Here is a 22,151-nt window from a genome sequence, read left to right on the forward strand (position 1 = left end):
TGGCGGGTCACCCTTCGACAGGCTCAGGGTGAACGGCTATCTGCCTCCACTCATCCTGAGCTTGTCGAAGGATAGCGCGGTGCCGCGTTGATATGTATCACGCTTCCCCCAACAGCCCTAAGCTCGCGGCGGGGGCTTGACGGCGCAGGCTGTGAGAAAGCGCGTGACCAATCACCCCGATCAACAGCGCCCCACCCAGGGGTAGCAGGGTCCAGAGCCCAAAGTGCAGGCGGGGGGCTAAATCCAGTACCGTGACATAGAGCGCGCCGGTGGCGATTTCCGCCAGCGCCGCGCCCATCAGGCCGCTGGCGAAGCCCAGCAGCGCGTACTCCGCGCCTTGTATCCGCGAGATCATGCGGTTGCCGGCGCCAAAAACCCGCAGCAGGCCGCTTTCGTGGGCGCGCACCGGGCGGCTGGCGGTGAGCGCGGCGTAGAGCACGCTGATACCGGCGAGCAGCACCAGGGCGAGAATCAGCTCGATGGCGCGCGTCACCTGGGTCAGCACGTCACGCACCTGACCTAAAATCGCATCCACATTGAGCAGCGTGACCCCAGGAAACTCCCGCACCAGCTCGCGGTTTACGCCTTGCGCATCGTCGGGCAGGTAAAAGGCGGTGATATAGCTGTGCGCGAATGACTCCAGCACGCCAGGGGGAAAGATCACGTAGAAGTTGGGCTTGAAGCTATCCCAGTTGAGGCTACGCAGGCTGGTGATTGCCGCCGTAATATTGTCACCCCCTACGCTGAAGGTCAGCGTATCGCCAAGCGACAGCCCCAAGCGCTCGGCCAGACCGTCCTCCATCGAGATCGGCACGGGCCGTGCCTGCGGCGTGGCGTCGACCTCGCCCATCCAGCCGCTCGTCTGGCCTGCGCCGTCAGTCTCGGCATCAAACCACTCGCCGGCCACCACTTTGTTGCCCTCGGGCACCTCGGACTGCCAGGTGAGATTCAGTTCTCGGCGCAGGGCGTTATCGCCGCGCGCCTCGGCGGGCACCGCCTCGCGAGGGTCAGCGCCGTTAATCGCGGTAATGCGCCCACGCACCATGGGGTAAAGCGTGCTTTTCTCCTCCACGTGCGGGTCGACAGCGGCTTCGAAGGCATCGCGCTCGCCGGGCTGGATGTTGATCGCGAAGTAGTTGGGGGTGTTCTCCGGCAACTGCGCCTGCCACGCCGTGAGCAGATCGCCACGCACCAGCACCATCATCGCCATGGCAAAAAATGTCACCGAGAATGCCAGCAACTGCCCGAGCCCGGCCTGACGCCGACGCGCTAGCTGGCGCCCGCCCAAACGCAGCGCCTGCGACCACTCGCTTTGCCCGCGCAAGCGCTGCACGATAGCCAGCACGCCGTTCAGCAGCAGGGCACTCAGCCCCCACAGCAGCGCGAGCAGAACGGCACCGCCGACCAGTAACGCCAGCGCCAAGGGCAGGCTGCCGGAGTAGAGCCATAAAAGCCCGCCGAACACCAGCGCCGCCACGCTCACCACCAGCCACGCCGCGGGCGGGATGGGGTCAAGCTCGCGCCTGAGCACTTTCAAGGCACTCACGCGTTTGATGCGCAAAAGCGTCGGCCCGGCAAAGCCCACCAACACCGCCAGGGCCGTGAGCACGCCGAGGAAAAGCGGCATCACCCCGGGCGGCGGCAGCGTCATGGGCAGAAAATTCACCAAGAGCGCCAGCAAGGCCGCCTGCCCCGCAAGGCCCAGCAGCGCGCCCACCAGCGCCGCCACCAGCGCGAGGCCCAGAAGCTGCCAAGCGAAGATCTCCACCAACTGCTGCTGGCTCGCGCCGAAACAGCGCAACAGCGCGGCGGTATCCAAATGGCGCTCGACGTAGCGCCGAGTCGACATCGCCACCGCCACGCCGGCGAGCAGCACGGCGGCAAGCCCCGCGATGCCCAGATAGCTCTCCGCGCGCTCCAGCGCGTTGCCTAGCTGCGGGCGGTCTTGGCGGATATCGCGCACTTCGACGCCGCGCTGACGCAGCTCGGCGAGCAGCGGCTGCACCCGATCCAGCGCCTCGGGCGGGCCGGCGGCGAGAAGCTCAAACTCCACGCGCGAGCCCTCCTGCACTAGCCCTGTCGCCGCCAGGTCGTCGGTGTGCACCATCAAGCGCGGATTAAAGCTGCCAAAGCCCGCGGATTGATCCGCCTCGCGTTCGATAAAGCCGCTCACGGTGAGTTCGGCCTGGCCGACCTGCACACTGTCGCCAATCTCAAGGTCGATCAGCTGCGCCAGGCGCGGGTCAGCCCACGCCTCCCCACGCGGCGGGCCGGACGCGATTTCCTCAGTGCTTGCCTTACGCGCCACGCGCGAGACGCCATAGTGCGGATAGACGTCATCCACCGCCTTGACGCTGGCGGGCTGAAACTGCTCGCCGCGGCGGATCATCGACACCAGGTCGACCTGGTCGCTCAGGGTAAAGCCGGCGTCTTCAAGCGCCCGGCGCAGCTCAGGCGAAAAAGGGTCGCGCTGCTCCAGCACGACGTCGCCACCCAGCAGCTGGCTCGCTTGGCGCTCAAGCCCGCGCTCCAGACGGTCAAGAAAAAACGCGATCATGGTGGACGCCGCCACCGCCAGCGCCAGCGCAACGAAAAGCGCGCGCACGTCGGCGGCGCGCAGATCACGCTTTAAGCTGCGCCACGCCAGGCGGGCGTTTTGCTGCTGACTCATGCCTCCTCCTCAAGCGCTTCGGGCGAAAACGGCGTTAGTTGGCCGTTTTCCAGTCGCAAGCAGCGGTCGCAGCGCCGTGCGAGTGCATGATCGTGGGTGACCAGAACCAGCGTGGTGCCCACCTCCTGGTTGAGCGAAAACAGCAGATCAATCACCTGCCCCCCGGTATCGGGGTCTAGGTTGCCGGTGGGTTCGTCGGCGAACACCAGCTCCGGGTCGGTGACGAAGGCACGGGCAATCGCGACGCGCTGCTGCTCGCCGCCGGATAACTGCTTGGGCAAGTGTCCTGCGCGCTCGCCTAGCCCCACGCGCGAAAGCCACTCTTGGGCGGTGCGCGTTTCGCCGCCGCGCGGAGAGAGTTCTAGCGGCAGCAGCACGTTCTCCAGCGCCGAGAGCGTGGGCAGAAGCTGAAAGTTCTGAAACACAAACCCCACGCGCCCGGCCCTGAGCGCGGCGCGCCCATCCTCATCCAAACGGCTAAGCGGTTTACCAAACAGGATCAACTCGCCGTCGGTCGGGGTATCGAGCCCCGCGAGCAGGCCTAGCAGCGTCGATTTCCCCGCGCCGCTTTTGCCCAAAATCGCCACGCTCTCCCCCGCCGCTACGTCGAGCGACAGCTCGTGTAAGATGCTAAGGGAACGCTCGCCGCTGGTGACACTCTTACACAGCGACTGCGCCTTGAGCACACTGGGTGCAGAAACCGTGCCGGCGTGGGAAGATGACGACGTCCCGGTGTGCGTACGGGTGTGTGAAGCACTGGAGAATGAAGCTGAGGAGTCGGACATGAAGCGAAGCATCCCTGTAAGGTGGCATGACTATCGAAGATCGGTGCTCAAGACGGCCTGGCTGTTGGCGCTGGTTGCCTTCATCCTGCCAAATACGCTCAGCGCTGGCGAGCGTTCCTCCATCTTGGTGATGGGCGACAGCCTGAGCGCCGCGTACAACATTGAGCGCGAGGCGGGCTGGGTCACGCTGTTAGCCGAGCGCTTAGGCGATGATGTGGAGGTGATCAACGCCAGCATCAGCGGTGAAACCACCAGCGGTGGCGCCCAACGTTTCCCGAAGCTTCTCAGACAGCACTCCCCAACGATGGTTCTTCTCGAACTGGGTGGCAACGACGGGCTGCGCGGCCTTTCGCCCCAGCAGATGCGGGCCAATCTCGCCCAGATGATCGAGCAGAGCCAGGCAGCCGGAGCGGAGGTCTTGTTGCTGGGCATTGATATCCCACCCAACTACGGCCAAGCCTACCGCGACGCCTTCAAGGGGGTTTTTACCGAACTTGCGGATACCTACGACGTGCCGCTGGTGCCCTTTCTGCTAGAAGATATTGCCCTCAACGACAGCCTAATGCAGGACGATGATATCCACCCCACCGCCGAGGCGCAGCCGATCATTTTAGACAACGTCTGGCCTAAACTCGCCCCCATGCTAAAAGCCAACGGCACCGACGTCGCCCGGGTCGGTCAGGAGTGAACCGCCGGCGCTGGGGTTTTCTGGTGCTGCTGTACGCCCAGCCCCGCGAGAATCAACACCAGCCCCAATAGCGTCGAGGAGAGAATGGGTTCGCCGACGACCAGGTGCAGCAGCAAAAGCGACACCGGCGGCGAGAGAAAGATCAAATTCGACACCTTGGCGGTGCGCGAGACCTTATGCACCGCCAGCTGCCAGAGAATAAACGCCACGCCCATTTCGAAAAGCCCCACGTAAACGCCCGCGCCCAAGGCGGGCCAGCCGTGCCAGTTCAACCCCGGCCCCCAGAGCAAAAACGCCGTGAGCACCGGCAGGCCGACGCTGAAATTTTGCCACTGCCCCACCAATGGTTCGCGCCTGTCTTTGGCATTGAGCAGCCAGTAAAGCGCCCATAAGAGCGTCGAGGCGAGCGCGAACACCACCCCGAGCGGGTCGGCAAACGCCACATCCAATACCGCCCCGCGCGTGGCAATCACCCACACCCCCGCGTAGGCGATCAGCCCGGCGAGAATATCTACGCGGGTTAAGCGCTGCCCCAGAAGGGGCACCGCCAAAAACGCCATCGCCAGCGCCCAGGTGTAATTGAGCGCCATGGCTTCCTGGCCGGGGAGGCGGTCGTAAGCGGCAAACAGCACCAGATAATACGCCACCGGGTTCATCAGCCCCGCCCAAGCCGCGGTGCGCCAGCCTTGGTTGAGCGCCTGCGCTAAATGGCCGCGCTTGATGACCAGTGCCCCCATCAACGCCCAGGAGACCAGCGAGGCGAGCCACATCAACTCCAGCGGACTCATCCAAGTAAGCGCGACTTTAAACGCCGTCGCCACCGTCGACCACAGCGCCACGGCGCCTAACCCATAAAGAAGCGCGTGCTGGTCCTGGGTCATAACGACATAAGCTTAAAACGTGACATCTGAACGCTCCTTGGCAACACTAGGGGTAACGATAGGCGACAACATACCAGCCACGGAGGTGCAATGGCAGCGCCGGAGATTTCCCAAACTCAGCTCTATGAGCGGTTGACCGGAGATGAAAACAGCCGCATGTGCGATGACATTCCCGAGAGCGCCTGCGAAGATCAGCCACGCAATTTCATGCGTCACTTAGTGGCCGCCCTGGGCAACAAACTGGCGGATGAACTCGCCAACGCTCGGCTGGTGCTGCCGTGGCTGATGGGGATTATCGGCGCCCCCGTGTGGATGGTGGGGCTTTTGGTGCCGATTCGCGAATCCGGCGCCCTGCTGCCGCAACTCTTCGTCGCGGGATTTATCCGCCTAAAGCCCCAGCGTAAATGGGTATGGGTCACCGGCGGTGTACTGCAAGCCGTAAGCGCGCTGGCATTGGCGCTACTGGCGCTACTCGGCAGCGGCACGCTAGGGGGCGCCTTGGTGCTGGTAGTACTGATATTTTTATCGCTGGCGCGGGGCTTATCCTCGATTGCCACCAAGGACGTGATGGGCAAAACCATCGCCAAAAAGCGCCGCGGTACCCTGATGGGATGGAGCGGCAGCGTCGCCGGCGGGGCCACGCTGCTGGCCTTTCTCTTTTACACATCTGCCGCCCACCGTGAGTTCTGCCTGGCCGACCTGCCCACTTTCGCCAATCTCAAGGGCGACCCGCTGCGCCAGGCGCGGGTCATCCCACGCCCCCCCCCTAAATCGCTTATTTTTTTTTTTTAATGATACGGCGACCACCGAGATCTACACTCTTTCCCTACACGACGCTCTTCCGATCTGCACGCAAGGGTATCGCTTTATTGTCGCCGGCATTGGCGTGGGCGCGGTGTTCGGCGCGGTGACGCAGCTGTTGCTCGCGCGGGTGGCGATCGATACCGCCAACGCGGCCTACCCCTGGACGGTGGGGACGCTAAACGCGCGCCCAGCGGGAGCGGTGCCGCTTTTAGCAGCGGGCTTGGCGCTTGGGCTGGGTCTTGCGTTAGCGGGGGCGCGCTCGCTGTCGCTTTTGCGCTTTCACGATGGCGTCGCGTCAGGGCTGGGTATCGCCGTGACCTCGCGGCGTGTTCATATCCTGATGCTGGCGGTGGTGCTGACCGCCCTTGCCGTCGCCGTGGCCGGGCCGGTCGGCATGGTGGGGCTGATTGGCCCGGAAATCGCTCGGGGACTGTCGCGCTCGCGCCATGTTCCGATCATTGCCGCCGCGCTTTCGGGGGCGCTGGTGATGGTGTTGGCCGATTTGGCCGGGCGATGTCTGCTCGCGCCCATTGAAGTGCCTGTGGGGATCGTCACCGCCGTGGTCGGCGGCCCGTGGTTACTGTGGCTATTAATGCGCCCGCAACGGAGGGGACCATGAACGAGACAACGCCCTCGCCGACACTCGTTGCTTCGGCGCTGAGCATGAATTACGGCGCGCGCCGCGTGATCGACGCGCTCGATCTGGCGCTGCCGACCGGGCAAGTAACGGCGATCGTGGGGCCGAACGGCTGCGGGAAATCGACGCTGCTGGCCGGGCTTGCTCGTCTGCACAAACCCGGGGGTGGCGCGGTGCTGCTGGATGGCGGCGATATCCAGCGTCTTTCGGCGCGCACGCTGGCCACGCGCTTGGCGCTGCTGCCTCAAGAGGCGGTAGCACCCGAAGGGCTGACGGTCGCCGAGTTGATTCGCTTTGGCCGCCAACCGCACCAGGGCTGGCTGCGCCAGTGGTCGGCGGAGGATCAGCGCGTGGTGCAGCAGGCGCTCGCGGCAGCAGGGCTTGAAATGCTGGCCGAGCGACCCTTGGATGCGCTTTCGGGAGGCCAGCGCCAGCGCGCGTGGATCGCCATGACCATCGCCCAGCAAACGCCGCTTTTGTTACTCGATGAGCCCACTTCCGCACTGGATTTAGGCCATCAGATCGAAGTGTTTGAGCTAGTAAGGGCGTTGGCGCGCCAGGGCCGCACCGTGGTCATGGTGCTGCATGACCTGGCCAGCGCCTGCCGCTATGCCGACCACTTGATCGCCATGCGCGAGGGGCACATCGTGGCCCAAGGGCCGCCCAGTGAGGTGGTTACCCCGGCGCTGGTGCGAACCCTCTACCAGGTGGAGTGTACCCTTTTGACCGACCCTGAGACCGGTAGCCCGCTGCTGGCGAATATCAAGCGCGCCACCGCGTAATAGAAACTAGGTGGGGCCGAGCGCGTCACCCTTCGACAGGCTCTGGGCGAGCAGGGATAATCGCGCGTAACCCTTCCGTTCGGTCTGCGCGTGTCTAAGACCGAATGGGGCTTCATTTTTTGTATCAACCACTAAGGAACCCCTGTGGCTTCTTCTTCGACAAACAGCTTTCAAGCGCTGGTGCGCCTTTTGCGTTACGCCAAAGGCTATCGGCGCCAAATTATCACCGCCACCCTCTGCTCCATCATCAACAAACTGTTTGATATCGCCCCAGAGATATTGATCGGGGTGGCGATCGACGTGGTCGTGAATCAAGAGCAGAGCTTTGTCGCGTGCCTCGGTTTCGAGACCCCGCAGGAGCAGATCAGCATCCTCGCCGTGCTGACCTTCTTTATCTGGGCGGGGGAGTCGCTGTTTGAGTACCTCTTCCAAGTCTTGTGGCGCAACCTGGCGCAGCGGCTGCAGGCCAATATGCGTCAAGACGCCTATGAGCATGCCCAGCGGCTGGATATGGCGTTCTTTGAAGCCAAAAGCTCCGGCCAGCTGGTGGCCACGATGAACGATGACGTCAACCAGCTGGAGCGCTTTCTGGACGGCGGCGCCAACGCCCTGATTCAGGTCGGTGTGACCGTGTTGGCGGTGGGTGCGGTCTTTTTTGTGCTGTCGCCGCTGATTGCGCTGCTCGCTTTTACCCCGATCCCGCTGATTATCTGGGGCGCGTTCTTCTTTCAGCGCAAAGCCGGCCCGCTGTATAACGACGTGCGCGAAAAGGTGGGCGATCTCTCCAGTCGGCTTTCCAACAACCTAAGCGGTATCGCCACGATCAAAAGCTTCACCAGCGAAGCGCGCGAAGCCGAGCGCTTGCGCGACGCGAGCGAAGCGTATGTTGAGGCCAACCGGCGCGCCATCAAGGTCAGCTCGGCGTTTATTCCCGTGATTCGCATGGCGATTCTGGCCGGCTTTCTCGCGACTTTCACGGTCGGCGGCATGATGGCGCTCAACGGCAACCTGAACGTGGGTGCTTACGGGGTGCTGGTCTTTTTGACCCAGCGTTTGCTCTGGCCGCTAACCGGCCTCGCCCAGGTGATTGATCTGTTCGAGCGCGCGATGGCGAGCACCCGGCGGATTCTCGATCTGCTCGAAGAGCCGATCAAGGTGAAAGAGACAAGCGACCAGCCGTTGGCCACCCCGGTGCGCGGTGAGGTGACTTTCGACGCCGTGAGCTTTCACTACGCGTCGAGCGAGGTCGGTGTCGACGGTATCAACTTGCACGTCCCCGCCGGTAACACCCTGGCGCTGGTGGGCGCGACGGGCTCGGGCAAGTCAACCCTGGTCAAACTGCTGCTGCGCTTTTACGACCCGGAAAGCGGGCGCGTGCTGATCGACGGGCAGCCGATTAACGCGGTGAGCCTTCAGTCGCTGCGCCAGGCCATTGGGCTGGTGAGCCAGGATGTTTATCTGTTCGAGGGCAGCATCCGCGACAATATCGCTTACGGTAAGCCCGATGCCGACGACGCCGCGATCATCGACGCGGCCAAAACGGCCGAGGCGTGGAGTTTTATCGACACGCTACCGCAAGGGCTCGATACCCCCGTGGGCGAGCGCGGCGTGCGCCTCTCCGGCGGCCAGCGACAGCGGCTGTCGCTGGCGCGGGCGCTGCTAAAGGACCCGCCGATTCTGGTGCTTGACGAGGCCACAAGCGCCGTGGATAACGAGACCGAAGCCGCCATTCAGCGCTCGCTCAAGCGTATCGCCCACGGGCGCACGGTGCTGATGATCGCCCACCGCCTCTCAACGATTGTGCACGCCGATGAGATCGTGGTGATCGAAAAAGGCCAAGTGACCGAGCGCGGCACTCACGACGATCTGCTGGACGCTAACGGGCACTACGCCGCTCAGTGGCGCGTGCAAACTGGCGCGGTATAGCCGCCACGACAAACGCTTGTATGCGCGGGAGTTGCGCCGCATAGTATTTGCGTTCCACAGTGGCGGCGTCGTGTAGCGCTCAGAAAGAGAGGGGAGGCCCGTAATGAACGCAAGCAAGATTCTTCAGCAGTTAATGCAGCAGGCCGGCGGTGGTCAAAAGGGCAGCGGTGTCGACGTCCAAGGGATGCTGAACGGCCTCTCAAAGCAGTTTGGCGGCGGCGGTGGCGATGAGCCCCGTCGCGAGCGTCAAGAAAAGCCCAGTGGCGGTAACAGCGGGTTGGATATGAAAAGCCTGCTTGGCGGCGGCGCCATGGGGCTGCTGGTGGGCTCCAAGCGAGGGCGAAAACTGGGCGGCAAGGCGCTGAAGTACGGCGCGATTGCTGGCGTGGGGGTGCTGGCGTGGAAGGCGTGGCAACGCTCGCAGCAAGGCGCTCAAGAAAACGCCCCGCAAGGGCAGGGCGCCTCCGAGGGCGAGCGCGTTGAGGTGCTGGAAGGCGAGTTTCAGGAGCGGCGCAGCCTTGAGCTTCTGCAGGCGATGATCATGGCCGCCTGCGCCGATGGTCATATCGACGAGCAGGAGCAGGCGCTGATTACCCAGCAAATCGACGCGCTGGGTGCCGATCAGGAGATGCACCGCTGGGTCGAGCAGCAGCTACAAGCGCCGCTGGATGCGCAAGCGCTGGCGCGCGAGGCGGATTCGCCCCAGGCGGCCCGCGAGATGTACTTGGTCAGCGTGGCGGTGATCGATGAACAGAACCCCATGGAGCGCGCCTGGTTGGATCAGTTGGCCCATGCCCTGCAGCTACCGGCGCATGTGGCGACTGAACTGGAGCGCCAAGCGCGAGAAGCCAACTGATGGTAGAGACGCTGAATCTTTGGCTTGCCCTGGGGTTGGGCACTGGCCTCTCGCCCATCGCCCCGGGCACGGTGGGGTCGTTGTTGGGTGTGCCCGTGGCGTGGTGGCTGCTGGGGCGGCCGCTTTCGCGGCAGGCGTGGGTCATCGCGCTGCTGTTAGTGCTGGCCGTGCCGGTATGCCACTTCGCATCACTGCAGTTTGCCGGCAGTGACCATGGTGGCATCGTGGCCGACGAAATTGTCGCCTTTCCGCTGGCCGTTATCGGCCTGCGGGCGCTGCGCCATCCGTTGGGTATGGCGCTGGCGTTCGCGGTGTACCGCGTCTTTGATGGGTTAAAGCCGCCGCCGATTCACCTGGCGGAGCGTGTCAGCGGCGGTTTCGGCATTGTGCTGGATGATACCGTCGCGGCCATCGCGACGTGGCTGGTGGTGGCGGCGGGGCTTTTTGTCTGGCAGCGCTATCGGGCACGGGGCTCTGGCGCGATTTAGAACGTTGGGCCGCCCGCTTCCTCTCCCCACACCTCTTCGAGGCGGTCATCGCGGCCGCAGCTAAAGCGGTAGAACTTGTAGCGGACGGGATTTTTCTCGTAGTAGTTCTGGTGGTAGGTCTCGGCTTCCCAGAACGTATCGGCGGGAACAATCTCGGTGGCGATATCGCGCTCAAAGCGCGCTTCCAATTCGGCCTTGCTCTCTTCGGCCAGTTCGCGCTGCTGCTCGTTACGGTAGAAGATCGCCGAGCGGTACTGGCTGCCGACATCGCAAAACTGCCGGCCTTCGGCAAAGGGATCGATATTGCGCCAAAAAATCTCCAGAAGCTGCGCGTAGCTGATCACGTCGGGGTCGTATTCCACTTTCACCGCTTCGGCGTGGCCCGTATCGCCGGCGGTGATCGCTTCGTAGCTAGGGTTTTCCAGTTCGCCACCGATGTAGCCTGAGGTAGTCGCGCTGACACCGGGCTGGCGGTCGTAGGGCGGCTCCATGCACCAGAAACAGCCGCCGGCGAAAATAGCGTGGGCGGTGGCGTCGGCACGGGTGTCGGCGGCAAGCGGGGCGCTTAGGCTTCCCACCGCGGCAAAAAGCATCAGGGTCAGGGGGCGAAAACCTGTCGAAAGCGACATAAACACTCCACGTAGGGTTTGGGTGAAAACGGTCTCCCATGGAGTGTTTTATCGCTGACAGGTTCCCTTTTTCTGTGCTGTTTCTATATAAAGATAAGGTTATGTAGAAGTTGTGTAGGGCGATGCGGGCATGTGCAGATTCACGCCAAGCGCGAGGGCCACACTTCGTCTAAGGTGCTGAGCGCGGCGTGCAGCGTCGGTTCACTCTCGCGCCCGCGCTGCCAGATAAAGCTGAGCGCACAGGGCAGGCGCACATCGCCTGCGACCGCAAGCCCGCTCTCCTGACGCTCGGTCATGGCGAGCGCGTCCCGAGCGAGACTCAAGCCCACCCCCGCGCGCACTAAATCAAGCATGCAGGCCTCTTGATCGACCTGGGCGACGCGGTTGGGCGTGGCGCCGCTTGCGGCAAGTGCTTTATTAAGCAGCCGATGGTGAACCGACACCTCGGGGGTGACGATCCACGGCAGCGCCGCTAGGGTTTCCCAGCGGGTATCGATCAGCCGCGACTCCCAGCCGGGCGGAGCCACCACGTGGTAGTGAAAGTGGGTGAGTTCGCGAAAGGCAAGCGTGGGGTGCTGTGGGCCGGGGCCTTCACCGGGCGGAGCGAGATAGAACCCCACGTCGAGTTCGCCTTGCTCAACGCGCTCGCCCACGCTGCCGCTCATGCCGTGGTGAAGCTCGGTCTCCAACTGCGGTGCGCCTTGCATCAAACGGCGCAGGAAAGCGCCCAGGCGAATAAACTCTGGGTCGACGATGGTGCCGATCTTGAGCTTCCCGCGCACGGTGATATGCAGCGCGCTCGCGGTTTGCTCGAAGGCTTGAGCGCTGGCGAGGGCTTTTTCCGCCGCCGGCAGGAGTGCATGGCCGTCTGGGGTTAGCGCAAGCCCCTGAGGACGGCGGTGAAAAAGCGTTAACCCCAGACGCTGCTGGAGCTGCTTCAACTTTAGGCTGACGGCGGGCTGCGTCAGGTGCAGCTGCGCCGCCGCCCGTGAGACGCTACCCGTTCTTGCCACGGCCACAAACGCCCGCAGCATCGCATACTCTTGCAAAGGGGAGCTCCTTTTGCCGGCGTGATATTTTAAAATCTTATATCGTGGTTAAAAAAGACTCAATTGATTCGCCCTTAAAGCGCGCTAATCTAGCGCTAAACCTAGTCCAACTTTTATTCTTCTTATAAAGGGTGCTCCTATGACCAGTACGGCGAATCCAAAGACCATCGCGCATTTCATCAATGGCCAAGCGGCACCGGGCGAGTCTGGCCAATCTCAGTCGGTTTTCAACCCCGCCACCGGTCAGGTCACCGGCGAGGTGGCGCTGGCGTCGCCTCAGGACGTCAATACCGCCGTTGAGGCAGCCCAGGCGGCCTTTCCATCGTGGGCGGATACTCCGCCGATTCGTCGTGCGCGGGTGATGTTCCGCTTTTTGGAGCTTTTAAACGCGCACAAAGATGAAGTGGCCGAAGCCATCACCAAAGAGCACGGTAAGGTCTTCACCGATGCTCAGGGCGAGGTGGCGCGCGGCATCGATATCGTCGAGTTTGCCTGCGGCATTCCACAGCTCTTGAAGGGCGACTACACCGATCAGGTGAGCACGGGGATCGATAACTGGACCATGCGCCAGCCGCTAGGCGTGGTGGCGGGCATTACGCCGTTTAACTTCCCGGCCATGGTGCCCATGTGGATGTTCCCGGTGGCCATCGCGACCGGTAATACCTTTATCTTAAAACCCAGCCCGCTGGACCCCAGCGCGTCGCTTCTGATCGCGGATCTGCTCAAAAAAGCGGGATTGCCGGATGGTGTGTTTAACGTCTTACAGGGCGGAAAAGAGAGCGTTGAAGCGCTGATCGACCATCCTGACGTGAAGGCGCTGTCGTTTGTCGGCTCCACGCCGATTGCCAATCTGATCTATGAGCGCGGTGCCAAGCACGGTAAGCGGGTGCAGGCGCTGGGTGGGGCGAAAAACCACATGGTGGTCATGCCGGACGCCAACCTAGATAAAGCCGTCGATGCCTTGATCGGTGCGGCTTATGGCTCGGCCGGTGAGCGTTGCATGGCGATCAGTGTCGCGGTGCTGGTCGGCGATGTGGCGGATAAAGTGGTGCCACGTTTGGCCGAGCGCGCCAAGGCGCTGAAAGTAAAAGACGGCATGCAGCTTGATGCCGAAATGGGCCCGATCGTGACGCGGGAAGCGCACCAGCGGATCACCGGCTATATCGACAAAGGGGTAGAAGAGGGCGCCGAACTGGTGGTCGATGGCCGCTCTTTTGATGCCTCGCAAACCGGTGAAGGATGCGGTGATGGTTTCTGGATGGGCGGGACCCTGTTCGACCATGTGACCTCGGAGATGACGATCTACAAAGAAGAGATCTTCGGCCCGGTCCTGGTCTGCGTGCGCGTCCCCGATGTGGCCACCGCCATTGAACTGATCAACGACCACGAATTCGGCAACGGCGTGAGCTGCTTCACCGAAAGCGGCAACGTGGCCCGTGAGTTTGGTCGTCGCATTCAGGTTGGCATGGTGGGCATTAACGTCCCTATTCCGGTGCCGATGGCGTGGCACGGTTTCGGCGGCTGGAAGCGCTCGCTGTTTGGTGACATGCACGCTTACGGCGAAGAGGGCGTGCGTTTTTACACCAAACAGAAGTCCATTATGCAGCGCTGGTCAGACACGATCGATGCCGGCGCTGAATTTGCCATGCCGACGCATAAGTAAGGCTGGCCGGGAGAGCATGCCATGGTGGAACACACATTTGACTACATTATTGTCGGGGCAGGCACCGCGGGGTGCCTGCTGGCTAACCGCCTAAGCGCCGACCCGGCCAACCGGGTGCTGCTGATCGAGGCGGGCGGGCGCGATAACTACCACTGGATTCATATTCCGGTGGGGTATCTCTACTGCATCAACAACCCGCGCACCGATTGGCGCTTTCGCACCGAGCCGGATCAAGGCCTCAATGGCCGCTCGCTTATCTATCCGCGCGGCAAGACATTGGGTGGCTGTTCCAGCATCAACGGCATGCTCTACCTGCGCGGTCAGGCGCGTGACTACGATCAATGGGCCGAGATGACCGGCGATGACGCCTGGCGCTGGGAGAACTGCCTGCCCGACTTTATGAAGCACGAAGACCACTACCGGCTGGATGCGGATGGCGACGGGGATGAGGAGCACCGTCGCTACCACGGCCATGGCGGTGAGTGGCGCATAGAGAAGCAGCGCTTGAGCTGGAAAGTGCTGGACGATTTCGCCGAGGCGGCGGTGCAGGCGGGTATCCCGCGCACCGAGGACTTCAACCGTGGCGATAACGAAGGGGTTAACTATTTTGAGGTGAACCAGCGCAGCGGTTGGCGCTGGAATACCTCCAAAGCGTTCTTAAGGCCCGCGAAAAAGCGCCAGAACTTGACCGTCTGGCACTCGACGCACGTGAATCGGCTGCTGTTTGAACAAGAAAACGGCACGCCGCGCTGCGTGGGGGCTGAGCTTTTGCGCGGCGGTGAAACGCTGACCGTAAGCGCCGATAAAGAGCTTGTGCTGAGCGCGGGCGCGGTCGGCTCACCCCAGATTTTGCAACTCTCCGGCATTGGCCCCGCCGACTTGTTGGCCCAACACGGGATCGACCTGGTGGCGGAGTTACCGGGGGTGGGGGAGAACCTGCAGGATCACCTGCAAATTCGCTCGGTGTATAAGGTGAAGGGCGCCAAAACGCTCAACACCATGGCCGGCTCGCTTATCGGTAAAGCCAAAATTGGGCTTGAGTATGTATTAAAACGCAGAGGCCCAATGAGCATGGCGCCGTCGCAGCTGTGTATCTTTACCCGCAGCTCGGAGGAGTACGAGCACGCCAACATCGAGTATCACGTGCAGCCGTTGAGCCTGGATGCGTTCGGCCAGCCGCTGCACGCCTTCCCGGCGATTACCGCGAGCGTGTGTAACTTAAACCCCACTAGCCGCGGCACGGTGCGGATCAAAAGCCGCGACCCTAAAGCGGCACCCGCCATCGCGCCTAACTATTTAAGTACGCCGGAGGATCGCAAAGTGGCAGCGGATTCGCTGCGCGTTACGCGAAAGATTGCCGAACAGGCGGCTTTTGCCCAGTACGACCCGGAAGAGTTCAAGCCGGGACTTGAGTACCAAACCGACGATGAGCTGGCGAAACTTGCTGGCGATATCGGCACCACGATTTTTCATCCCGTGGGGACTACCAAAATGGGGCCGAGCGATGACCCGATGGCGGTGGTGGATTCCCGCCTCAACGTGCATGGGGTCAAGGGCTTGCGCGTCGTGGATGCGGGCATCATGCCCACGATCACCAGTGGCAACACCAACTCGCCCACGTTGATGATCGCTGAGAAGGCGGCGGGATGGATGTTGAGAGCGTCATCCTCCTGACATTTTTTTAACGTAGCGTATTGACGTGCGCAGATCATAAGCGCATGATGCGTGCAGTTGGTTAGCAAGTCGAACGTTGTCAGCAGTATCAAAGCGCTTAGCGTTGAGTCTGGTGAAAGTTTCTTGTTCTACCCACTGCAACTCGGGTATTTCCCGGCTCTAAATACGCTTAATCGAGGATTTCGATCATGGCAACTGGTACTGTAAAGTGGTTCAACGACACTAAAGGCTTCGGCTTCATTTCTCCGGACGACAACGGCGACGACCTGTTCGCGCACTTCTCCGAGATTCAAGCTGACGGCTTCAAGACTCTGCAAGACGGCCAGAAGGTTTCCTTCGACGTCACTCAGGGTAAAAAAGGCCTTCAGGCTTCTAACATCAAGGTTCTAGGTTAATTCCTAACGACCGATGGATGTTAGCGACCGGCTAAACACCGGTTAGCAGAAAACCCCGCCAATCGCGGGGTTTTTTGCGTTTTTGGGTTTGTAGAGTGGGTGGCGAAAGGGTCGCTGTCAGTGTTGCTTTGCGCTAGGGTAGCGTTTTTTATTTTTAAGGAAGACGTATGAGTGAATCGGGCGAATTGATTATTGAACCGAAAAGTGGCCAACCGGCAAACGCCTGCGTGTTTATTCTTCACGGCCTAGGCGCCGACGGTCACGACTTTGAGCCGCTCGTGCCGGCGATTTCTCTGCCAGAGAGCGCTAACGTACGCTTTATTATGCCCCATGCGCCGCGCTTGCCGGTGACCATCAATGGCGGGATGGTAATGCCAGCCTGGTACGATATTTTGGCAATGGATTTAGGGCGCCGAGTGGATGAGGTGCAGCTGAAAAAATCCGCCCAGCGCATTCAGGCACTGATAGAAGAGCAGATCGACCAGGGCATTGATAGCCGCCGGATTATCATCGCGGGCTTCTCTCAGGGTGGCGCTGTCGCCTACCACGCGACACTCTCTTTTGCACAGCCGCTCGGCGGGCTGCTGGCGATGTCGACCTACTTCGCTACCGCCGACAGTATCGAGCTTGCCGAGGCGAATCGCTCGATTCCCATTGAAGTGCATCACGGCAACTTTGACCCTATCGTGCCGGAAAGCCTGGGGCGCGCCGGGTTTGATAAGGTCAAGGCGCTCGGCTACCCCGCCAATTATCGCCAATACCCCATGGCGCATGCGCTCTGCCCGCAGCAAGTGCAAGATATTGGTAAGTGGTTAAGCGAGCGTTTGGCGACGTAGGCCTCGCCCAAGGTCGTCTCGACAGCGCTGAGGCGACCGGGCAAACTGCCCCAAGATTTCGGTTTGCCGTAAGGAAATGCCATGAGCCACACCCCTTTTGTTAACCTTCCCGATGCGCAGGGCTACTTTGGCCGTTATGGGGGGCAGCACATTCCGCCCGAGTTAAAAGCGGTCATGGATGAGATCGATACCGCCTACGAAAAGATTCGCCAACGCGACGATTTCCAGCAGGAACTGGCCGAGCTGTTTGCGGATTATGTCGGGCGCCCAAGCCCCATCTTTCACGCCCGGCGGCTCTCTTCCAAGCTGGGCGGCGCGCAGATTCACCTCAAGCGCGAAGACCTAAACCACACCGGCGCGCACAAGATCAATCACTGCCTGGGCGAGGCGCTGCTAGCCAAGTTCATGGGCAAGACCAAGGTGATCGCCGAAACCGGTGCGGGCCAGCACGGTGTTGCCCTGGCTACCGCCTGCGCGCTAGTGGGTATTTCTTGCGAAATTCACATGGGGCAGGTCGACATCGAGAAAGAGCACCCCAACGTGACCAAGATGAAGATTCTGGGCTGCACGCTCGTTCCCGTCACCCGGGGCACGGCAACGCTCAAGGACGCGGTGGACAGCGCTTTCGAGGAGTATCTCAAAGACCCGCAACACTTCATCTATGCCATTGGCTCGGTCGTCGGGCCGCACCCGTTTCCCAAGATGGTGCGCGACTTTCAGTCGGTCATTGGTCGCGAGTCGCGGGGTCAGTTCCTTGAGCGTCACGGGCGACTTCCCGACCACGTCACCGCCTGCGTGGGCGGTGGTTCCAACGCGATTGGTATGTTCACCGCTTTTCTCGATGACGCCAGTGTCCATCTGGTAGGCGTGGAGCCGGCGGGTGAGGGGCTCGATACCCAGCGCCACTCCGCCACGCTGACGCTGGGCAAGCCGGGTGAGATCCACGGCATGGCCTGCTACGTGCTCGAGGATGAAGCCGGTAATCCCATGCCGGTACACTCGATCGCCTCGGGACTCGACTATCCCGGCGTAGGCCCTCAGCACAGTCACCTCAAGGAGGTCGGTCGCGTTGACTACCAAAGCGCCACCGATGCGGAGTGCTTGGAGGCTTTTCTAACGCTTTCGCGGGTCGAAGGAATTATCCCGGCGCTGGAGAGCGCCCACGCCGTGGCCTGGGCCATGCGTGAAGCGCCTAAATTACCCGCCGATCAGCATATTCTGGTGAATCTCTCCGGCCGCGGCGATAAAGACGCTGACTATGTCGCCGAGTATCTTGGCCTATAGCGAAATCTGCCTTGACGGATAGCGAATCAGGGCTAGCCTCGCTATCCGTCTTTCGCTATCATATCCGCGCTTTACGGGCCTATAGCTCAGTTGGTTAGAGCAGGGGACTCATAATCCCTTGGTCGTAGGTTCAAGTCCTACTGGGCCCACCATAAATTCAAAGACTTACCCGCCTTACTACCTTTCCTCGCTGTACTTTTTTTGCCGGTATCTACAAAGTGTCTACGGCTTAGAATTTTGGGCTGTATGTGACGGCTTCATGTCAGATGATCCGGCGCGATGTGTGCGTAACGCATGGTCATTTGAATAGGCTGATGCACCAATTTTTTTGCAGCGTTAGCAGGTTCCACCGTTCATCATGAAGTGGCTGGCGAAAGTGTGTCTTAGCACATACGTTCTTTGCCCCTTGGGTAAGGTAATATCGGCAAACCGAAGACTCGGCTTTCGGTTTAAAAGTTGCGCTAAAAGCGGCCTTGAATGGCGATTTTGTGCTTGAAGATAAACCAACGTGGTTTATTCTTCACTCTGAAGACGGAATTTAAGGCCGATTTTTCACGTGAAAATAAACCAGCTGCTGCACAAGATCCCGTATGGCGCCGTTGTGACGACCGCCTGGCTGGCGTCACACGGCGTCACCTCGGATCAGGCGCGTAAGCTGGCCAGCAGTGGCTGGCTTAAGCGCGTGGGGCACGGCGCCTACTGCCAAGCGGGGGAGCCTCTTACCTGGGAGAGCGCTGTTTTCGCCCTGCAGACGAGCGACGACACTGGCTTACCACCGCTGTGGCCGGGTGGCCAGACGGCCCTCGCACTGCATGGCTTTTCCCACTACCTGCCCATGGGGGAGAGCACGACGCACCTGTATGGCAGGGAAGCCGCTCGGCTGCCCCGGTGGTTGAGTGATGCTGAGTGGGCAGGGCGGATGGCACTTCACTCCGAAAAGGGCCTGCCGGTACAGCTTCCCGGCAGCTTCACGGACTACGCGCCGGATAGCAGGGCCTTCAGCTTGCAGGTATCGACCCCCGAGCGAGCGGTCCTGGAGTGGATCGCCGTGACGCCGAATCAGCTGTTGTTCGGCAGTGAGCTGGTGGACACCTTCGGCGGGCTTAACACGCTGCGTCCGCGCCGGCTGCAGGCATTGCTGGAGGGTTGTCGCTCGGTGAGAACGAAGCGTGCCTTTCTGGTGCTGGCTCGCCATGCTGGGCATGCCTGGTACGGTCGTCTGGAACCACGCCGACTTGACCTCGGCAAAGGCAAGCGGCAGCTCTGCCAGGGCGGAAAGCTGGACAGGGAGTATCACGTGACGGTGCCGGAGGCGTTCCTGCATGCCGATTGACGCTCGCTACCATGAACAGGTCAGGCTGTTGGTCTCGCTGCTGCCTTTTATCAATGACGAGCCGTGCTTCGCACTCAAGGGCGGTACGGCCATCAACCTTTTCGTGCAGCCATTACCTCGACGCTGGCCCTGCTCTGCGAGACTGAGCGGCTGCCGCCGCTAGACAATCAAAGGAGGCAATATGGGAAGCCAGAAACCAGTCAAAGTCTGGGTCGATGAAAGTGAGAAGCGAGCGATAGAGAACAACGCCAAAGCCCGGCATGGGGCATGCGTAGATCGCGAAGAGTATCATAGCTGTCACGAGAGAGGGCGGTATCAAACTGTAAGCCGACGAAATCATCATATTGATAGCTTGGTCGGCATCTATTTCATCTCGCTCCCACACTAAGCCTAGTTGACGCCCCTGGTCGCGCTGTTCCAGCAAGCGAAATCAGCGTTTCGCGATCTAGCCCCTCGTACTTGCTCATGAGTTCCTTATGCTCCAACAGCGAGCACAGGTCTCCCTGCCCTCAAAGCCTTTATTACGGGCCAGCATGATACCTATCGCCATGCATAGGCGCACCTGTTAGCGTTATGCTAGCATTGATAGCATTGTAATCACATGGTGAGGTTGGTATGGCATCGATCACAATTCGAAATTTGGACGAGCAGTTGAAAGCTCAGCTTCGCATGGAGGCGGCTAGGCATGGCCATTCCATGGAAGAGGAGGTTCGCGTCATTCTGCGTAGTGCCTTGAACCAGCCTCAAGCAAAGGGGCTAGGGAGTCGCATACGTGAGCGATTCGCAGACGCCGGTGGCATCGAACTGGAAGTGCCGCCTAGGTCCGATAAGCCTCGTGATCCAGGCTTCGGCGCATGATTGTTCTTGATACCAATGTGCTATCCGAGCTGATGCGGCCTGAGCCAGACGCCCGGGTTATCGACTGGCTGGACAGGCAGGATGCTCGTTCCGTGGCTATTTCCGCTATTACGGTTGCTGAAATTCTCTATGGGATCGAGCGCTTGCCCGACGGCAAGCGCAAGCGTGGTTTCGCCGCTATGGTGGCGGCCATGTTCGAGGAAGATTTCTCTGGACGCATCCTATCGTTCGATAGCGGGGCTGCGATTCACTACGCAGAGCAGGTCGCTGCCAGCGAGAGTGCAGGAAGGCAGGTTCACATGGCCGATGCCCAAATTGAGGCTATCTGCATCCAGCATGGAGCGGTGTTGGCTACACGCAATCTAAAGGATTTCGAGATGTTGACCGTCGAGACGATTAACCCCTGGGAAATGGGCTGATATCGGTACACTGACAACACAGTAGCTGGTTCGGGTAGGTTACACTAACCTTCGCTAAGCTACTGATAGTCTGATACTTTGACCTTTGCTAGGTTACGGTGGATTTCGTAGGATATTCCGTATCTTATTGATATGAACTACCACGCCTAAGCGGCTGCGCCGTTAGACGTGGTTTCGCTTGCGCGGTGGCAAGCTTCTAATGACAACCGCGCATCGATGTGCGTGATGGCTATGGGCGTGTCCACAACGCCCTTACCGGCTCGGAGGTGATCGCTGATCCACTCGTTGCCGATTTCTTTTCGCAGGATATTCGCGCTACCGTTGACGTCGGCATTGATCCGCTGACGCGAGGCGGTACGGTAGAGACCGCGCTTGACGCGCCGGCCGCTAAAGGTCGGTTTTTGCTGACGCGCTTCGTCATAGTCGGGAATGGGATCGAGATCCAGGGCGCTGGCTTTGCTGGTGTAGGCTTCGTTCATCAAGACCACCGTGATGCCTTGCGCCTCCGCCTTGTACTGGATCATGTCGATCAGTTTGGCGTGCGGGATTGCGGTGAATTTCTGGTTATTGACGCGGCCGATATTCACGGCCTGTTTCCAGCCGGGGTTTTTACCAATCACCAGCTTGCCCGTGCGGGTGCGCACGCACTCGCTCACGATCCAATGACTGACTTTGTGAAAGTAGTCGTGAATGCGCGCATGGCGTTTCCCAACTTTCGAGCGGATGTGCCGCTTTTTGCCTTTCTTGGCTAATGCCTCCTTGTCCTTGTTGTACTTCGCGTTAATCGACTTGATGACCTTGCCCTTGATCAGAACAGGACGGTAATCCGGCTGATTGGAGGTGATGGCGACAAGGTTATCGATGCCGATGTCCAGCGAAAAGACACGGTTCATATCCAATAGAGGCGTGTTTTTTATCTCCTTGGTGTAGCCGATTTCGATGCAAAAGGACGTGCCTAGCGGCACGATGCGGAGGTCCGTGACCACGGCCTCTGACGCCTTGGCATTGAAGGCTTGGTGTTGGCACACCGTGGTCTTAACGGGCTGAAAGCCGAACGCCTTGGCACCGCTAAGATGGATCATGCCGCCAACAATTTTGTAGCCGTTGCGGTTGACGACGTAGGTGCGGGCGCCCTGGGTATAACCGGGTAGGCGTGGTCGGGCTTTGTACTTTTCAGGATGGCGGGCGTAATCCGCCTTGGCCTTGATCCAGCTTTTCCAGCTATCGCCGACAACCTGGGTTATCCGCTGGGAACCCGCTGAAGGCAGTAAGCTGTAAATATCCTTATGCTCGCGCTTGAGAATCTTGTCGGCTTGGCTGGCACTGATCGGCGCCTCGGCAAAGAGCGCCTGACGCATCTGGTACAGCGTTGCATTGGCCACCTTTCGCGCTGCCACGCATAACCGCCGACACGCGCCATGATTTACGTGGCCGGGGCGAATGACAATGCGCTCAATGCGGTTGACGACCATGACAATGCCTATGAAAAGAAC

At 60.8% G+C, this 22,151-nt stretch carries 20 protein-coding genes, 1 tRNA gene and 2 pseudogenes; 17 read left to right on the top strand and 6 right to left on the bottom strand.

Annotated features, from left to right (window positions below; all coding sequences use genetic code 11):
* Positions 1-97: 97 nt before the first annotated feature.
* Positions 98-2,671, bottom strand: coding sequence for an ABC transporter permease (locus BQ9846_RS13765; protein WP_075881518.1), 2,574 nt, complete (start codon positions 2,669-2,671; stop codon positions 98-100).
* Positions 2,668-3,456 (bottom strand): ABC transporter ATP-binding protein, encoded by a 789-nt coding sequence (locus BQ9846_RS13770; RefSeq protein ID WP_083651581.1) that lies wholly within the window; start codon positions 3,454-3,456, stop codon positions 2,668-2,670. Before BQ9846_RS13770 ends, BQ9846_RS13765 begins: the two co-directional genes overlap by 4 nt.
* Here BQ9846_RS13770 and BQ9846_RS13775 point away from each other — a divergent pair.
* The gene (locus BQ9846_RS13775; RefSeq protein WP_075881520.1) at positions 3,455-4,144 is read left to right on the top strand and encodes an arylesterase; all 690 of its coding nucleotides are present in this window, start codon (positions 3,455-3,457) and stop codon (positions 4,142-4,144) included. The two genes, BQ9846_RS13770 and BQ9846_RS13775, sit on opposite strands and share 2 nt — an antisense overlap.
* Here BQ9846_RS13775 and BQ9846_RS13780 read toward each other — a convergent pair.
* A complete protein-coding gene (locus BQ9846_RS13780) occupies positions 4,135-5,025 on the bottom strand; it encodes a DMT family transporter (RefSeq protein WP_075881521.1) in 891 nt (296 codons plus the stop codon). The two genes, BQ9846_RS13775 and BQ9846_RS13780, sit on opposite strands and share 10 nt — an antisense overlap.
* A gap of 90 nt (positions 5,026-5,115) precedes the next feature.
* Between BQ9846_RS13780 and BQ9846_RS13785 the strand changes: the two are divergent.
* The 6 genes and pseudogenes from BQ9846_RS13785 to BQ9846_RS13810 all read left to right on the top strand — a co-directional run.
* Positions 5,116-5,676 (top strand): annotated as a pseudogene (locus BQ9846_RS13785) (MFS transporter); the annotation flags it as partial.
* A gap of 199 nt (positions 5,677-5,875) precedes the next feature.
* Positions 5,876-6,448 (top strand): annotated as a pseudogene (locus tag BQ9846_RS13790) (iron chelate uptake ABC transporter family permease subunit); the annotation flags it as partial.
* Positions 6,445-7,248 (top strand): ABC transporter ATP-binding protein, encoded by an 804-nt coding sequence (locus BQ9846_RS13795; protein WP_075881522.1) that lies wholly within the window; start codon positions 6,445-6,447, stop codon positions 7,246-7,248. The pseudogene BQ9846_RS13790 and the gene BQ9846_RS13795, both read left to right, overlap by 4 nt.
* Before the next feature lie 144 nt (positions 7,249-7,392).
* Complete coding sequence (locus BQ9846_RS13800) at positions 7,393-9,174, top strand: ABC transporter ATP-binding protein (protein ID WP_075881523.1); 1,782 nt, start codon at positions 7,393-7,395, stop codon at positions 9,172-9,174.
* 103 nt (positions 9,175-9,277) lie between these two features.
* Positions 9,278-10,030, top strand: coding sequence for a tellurite resistance TerB family protein (locus BQ9846_RS13805; protein WP_075881524.1), 753 nt, complete (start codon positions 9,278-9,280; stop codon positions 10,028-10,030).
* Positions 10,030-10,518, top strand: a complete 489-nt coding sequence (locus tag BQ9846_RS13810; protein WP_075881525.1) for a phosphatidylglycerophosphatase A family protein — start codon at positions 10,030-10,032, stop codon at positions 10,516-10,518. The genes BQ9846_RS13805 and BQ9846_RS13810 overlap by 1 nt, the downstream gene beginning before the upstream one ends.
* Here the strand turns inward: BQ9846_RS13810 and msrA are convergent.
* Together msrA and BQ9846_RS13820 are read right to left on the bottom strand one after the other, a co-directional pair.
* Complete coding sequence (msrA, locus tag BQ9846_RS13815) at positions 10,515-11,147, bottom strand: peptide-methionine (S)-S-oxide reductase MsrA (protein ID WP_075881526.1); 633 nt, start codon at positions 11,145-11,147, stop codon at positions 10,515-10,517. The two genes, BQ9846_RS13810 and msrA, sit on opposite strands and share 4 nt — an antisense overlap.
* 140 nt (positions 11,148-11,287) lie before the next feature.
* The gene (locus BQ9846_RS13820) at positions 11,288-12,196 is read right to left on the bottom strand and encodes a LysR family transcriptional regulator (protein WP_210433193.1); all 909 of its coding nucleotides are present in this window, start codon (positions 12,194-12,196) and stop codon (positions 11,288-11,290) included.
* A 139-nt stretch (positions 12,197-12,335) separates the two neighbouring features.
* Here BQ9846_RS13820 and BQ9846_RS13825 point away from each other — a divergent pair, with 139 nt between their 5' ends.
* The 10 genes from BQ9846_RS13825 (at position 12,336) to BQ9846_RS13870 (ending at position 20,658) form a co-directional block, all read left to right on the top strand.
* A complete protein-coding gene (locus tag BQ9846_RS13825; RefSeq protein WP_075881527.1) occupies positions 12,336-13,859 on the top strand; it encodes a CoA-acylating methylmalonate-semialdehyde dehydrogenase in 1,524 nt (507 codons plus the stop codon).
* 21 nt (positions 13,860-13,880) lie between these two features.
* On the top strand, positions 13,881-15,533 hold the full coding sequence (locus BQ9846_RS13830) for a GMC family oxidoreductase (protein ID WP_075881528.1): 1,653 nt from the start codon (positions 13,881-13,883) through the stop codon (positions 15,531-15,533).
* Positions 15,534-15,721: 188 nt separating this feature from the next.
* On the top strand, positions 15,722-15,928 hold the full coding sequence (locus tag BQ9846_RS13835) for a cold-shock protein (RefSeq protein WP_054641278.1): 207 nt from the start codon (positions 15,722-15,724) through the stop codon (positions 15,926-15,928).
* Between the two features lie 167 nt (positions 15,929-16,095).
* Positions 16,096-16,764, top strand: coding sequence for an alpha/beta hydrolase (locus tag BQ9846_RS13840; RefSeq protein ID WP_075881529.1), 669 nt, complete (start codon positions 16,096-16,098; stop codon positions 16,762-16,764).
* An 81-nt stretch (positions 16,765-16,845) separates the two neighbouring features.
* Positions 16,846-18,048 carry a tryptophan synthase subunit beta gene (gene trpB / locus BQ9846_RS13845; RefSeq protein WP_075881530.1) on the top strand — a complete coding sequence of 401 codons (1,203 nt, stop codon included), beginning with the start codon at positions 16,846-16,848 and terminating at the stop codon, positions 18,046-18,048.
* Between the two features lie 75 nt (positions 18,049-18,123).
* Positions 18,124-18,200: transfer RNA gene (locus BQ9846_RS13850), tRNA-Ile, on the top strand.
* Positions 18,201-18,604: 404 nt separating this feature from the next.
* The gene (locus tag BQ9846_RS13855; RefSeq protein ID WP_075881531.1) at positions 18,605-19,381 is read left to right on the top strand and encodes a type IV toxin-antitoxin system AbiEi family antitoxin domain-containing protein; all 777 of its coding nucleotides are present in this window, start codon (positions 18,605-18,607) and stop codon (positions 19,379-19,381) included.
* The gene (locus tag BQ9846_RS16595) at positions 19,371-19,544 is read left to right on the top strand and encodes a nucleotidyl transferase AbiEii/AbiGii toxin family protein (RefSeq protein ID WP_235818967.1); all 174 of its coding nucleotides are present in this window, start codon (positions 19,371-19,373) and stop codon (positions 19,542-19,544) included. Before BQ9846_RS13855 ends, BQ9846_RS16595 begins: the two co-directional genes overlap by 11 nt.
* Before the next feature lie 452 nt (positions 19,545-19,996).
* The gene (locus BQ9846_RS17275; protein ID WP_075881533.1) at positions 19,997-20,239 is read left to right on the top strand and encodes a FitA-like ribbon-helix-helix domain-containing protein; all 243 of its coding nucleotides are present in this window, start codon (positions 19,997-19,999) and stop codon (positions 20,237-20,239) included.
* On the top strand, positions 20,236-20,658 hold the full coding sequence (locus tag BQ9846_RS13870; protein ID WP_075881534.1) for a type II toxin-antitoxin system VapC family toxin: 423 nt from the start codon (positions 20,236-20,238) through the stop codon (positions 20,656-20,658). Before BQ9846_RS17275 ends, BQ9846_RS13870 begins: the two co-directional genes overlap by 4 nt.
* Positions 20,659-20,804: 146 nt before the next feature.
* Here BQ9846_RS13870 and BQ9846_RS13875 read toward each other — a convergent pair whose 3' ends face one another.
* Positions 20,805-22,130: an RNA-guided endonuclease InsQ/TnpB family protein gene (locus BQ9846_RS13875; protein WP_075881535.1), complete on the bottom strand. Its 1,326-nt coding sequence runs from the start codon at positions 22,128-22,130 to the stop codon at positions 20,805-20,807.
* Positions 22,131-22,151: the final 21 nt, after the last annotated feature.

Origin of the sequence: Vreelandella massiliensis (assembly GCF_900155385.1) — a bacterium.
GTDB lineage: Bacteria > Pseudomonadota > Gammaproteobacteria > Pseudomonadales > Halomonadaceae > Vreelandella > Vreelandella massiliensis.

Excerpts from the sequence above, each read along its gene's own strand:
- trpB (WP_075881530.1), top strand. The coding sequence starts at position 16,846 with ATGAGCCACACCCCTTTTGTTAACCTTCCCGATGCGCAGGGCTACTTT.
- BQ9846_RS13840 (WP_075881529.1), top strand. The coding sequence starts at position 16,096 with ATGAGTGAATCGGGCGAATTGATTATTGAACCGAAAAGTGGCCAACCG.
- BQ9846_RS13795 (WP_075881522.1), top strand. The coding sequence starts at position 6,445 with ATGAACGAGACAACGCCCTCGCCGACACTCGTTGCTTCGGCGCTGAGC.
- BQ9846_RS13775 (WP_075881520.1), top strand. The coding sequence starts at position 3,455 with ATGAAGCGAAGCATCCCTGTAAGGTGGCATGACTATCGAAGATCGGTG.
- BQ9846_RS13835 (WP_054641278.1), top strand. The coding sequence starts at position 15,722 with ATGGCAACTGGTACTGTAAAGTGGTTCAACGACACTAAAGGCTTCGGC.
- BQ9846_RS13780 (WP_075881521.1), bottom strand. The coding sequence starts at position 5,025 with ATGACCCAGGACCAGCACGCGCTTCTTTATGGGTTAGGCGCCGTGGCG.
- BQ9846_RS13770 (WP_083651581.1), bottom strand. The coding sequence starts at position 3,456 with ATGTCCGACTCCTCAGCTTCATTCTCCAGTGCTTCACACACCCGTACG.
- BQ9846_RS13875 (WP_075881535.1), bottom strand. The coding sequence starts at position 22,130 with ATGGTCGTCAACCGCATTGAGCGCATTGTCATTCGCCCCGGCCACGTA.
- msrA (WP_075881526.1), bottom strand. The coding sequence starts at position 11,147 with ATGTCGCTTTCGACAGGTTTTCGCCCCCTGACCCTGATGCTTTTTGCC.
- BQ9846_RS17275 (WP_075881533.1), top strand. The coding sequence starts at position 19,997 with ATGGCATCGATCACAATTCGAAATTTGGACGAGCAGTTGAAAGCTCAG.
- BQ9846_RS13805 (WP_075881524.1), top strand. The coding sequence starts at position 9,278 with ATGAACGCAAGCAAGATTCTTCAGCAGTTAATGCAGCAGGCCGGCGGT.
- BQ9846_RS13810 (WP_075881525.1), top strand. The coding sequence starts at position 10,030 with ATGGTAGAGACGCTGAATCTTTGGCTTGCCCTGGGGTTGGGCACTGGC.
- BQ9846_RS16595 (WP_235818967.1), top strand. The coding sequence starts at position 19,371 with ATGCCGATTGACGCTCGCTACCATGAACAGGTCAGGCTGTTGGTCTCG.
- BQ9846_RS13830 (WP_075881528.1), top strand. The coding sequence starts at position 13,881 with ATGGTGGAACACACATTTGACTACATTATTGTCGGGGCAGGCACCGCG.
- BQ9846_RS13870 (WP_075881534.1), top strand. The coding sequence starts at position 20,236 with ATGATTGTTCTTGATACCAATGTGCTATCCGAGCTGATGCGGCCTGAG.
- BQ9846_RS13825 (WP_075881527.1), top strand. The coding sequence starts at position 12,336 with ATGACCAGTACGGCGAATCCAAAGACCATCGCGCATTTCATCAATGGC.
- BQ9846_RS13765 (WP_075881518.1), bottom strand. The coding sequence starts at position 2,671 with ATGAGTCAGCAGCAAAACGCCCGCCTGGCGTGGCGCAGCTTAAAGCGT.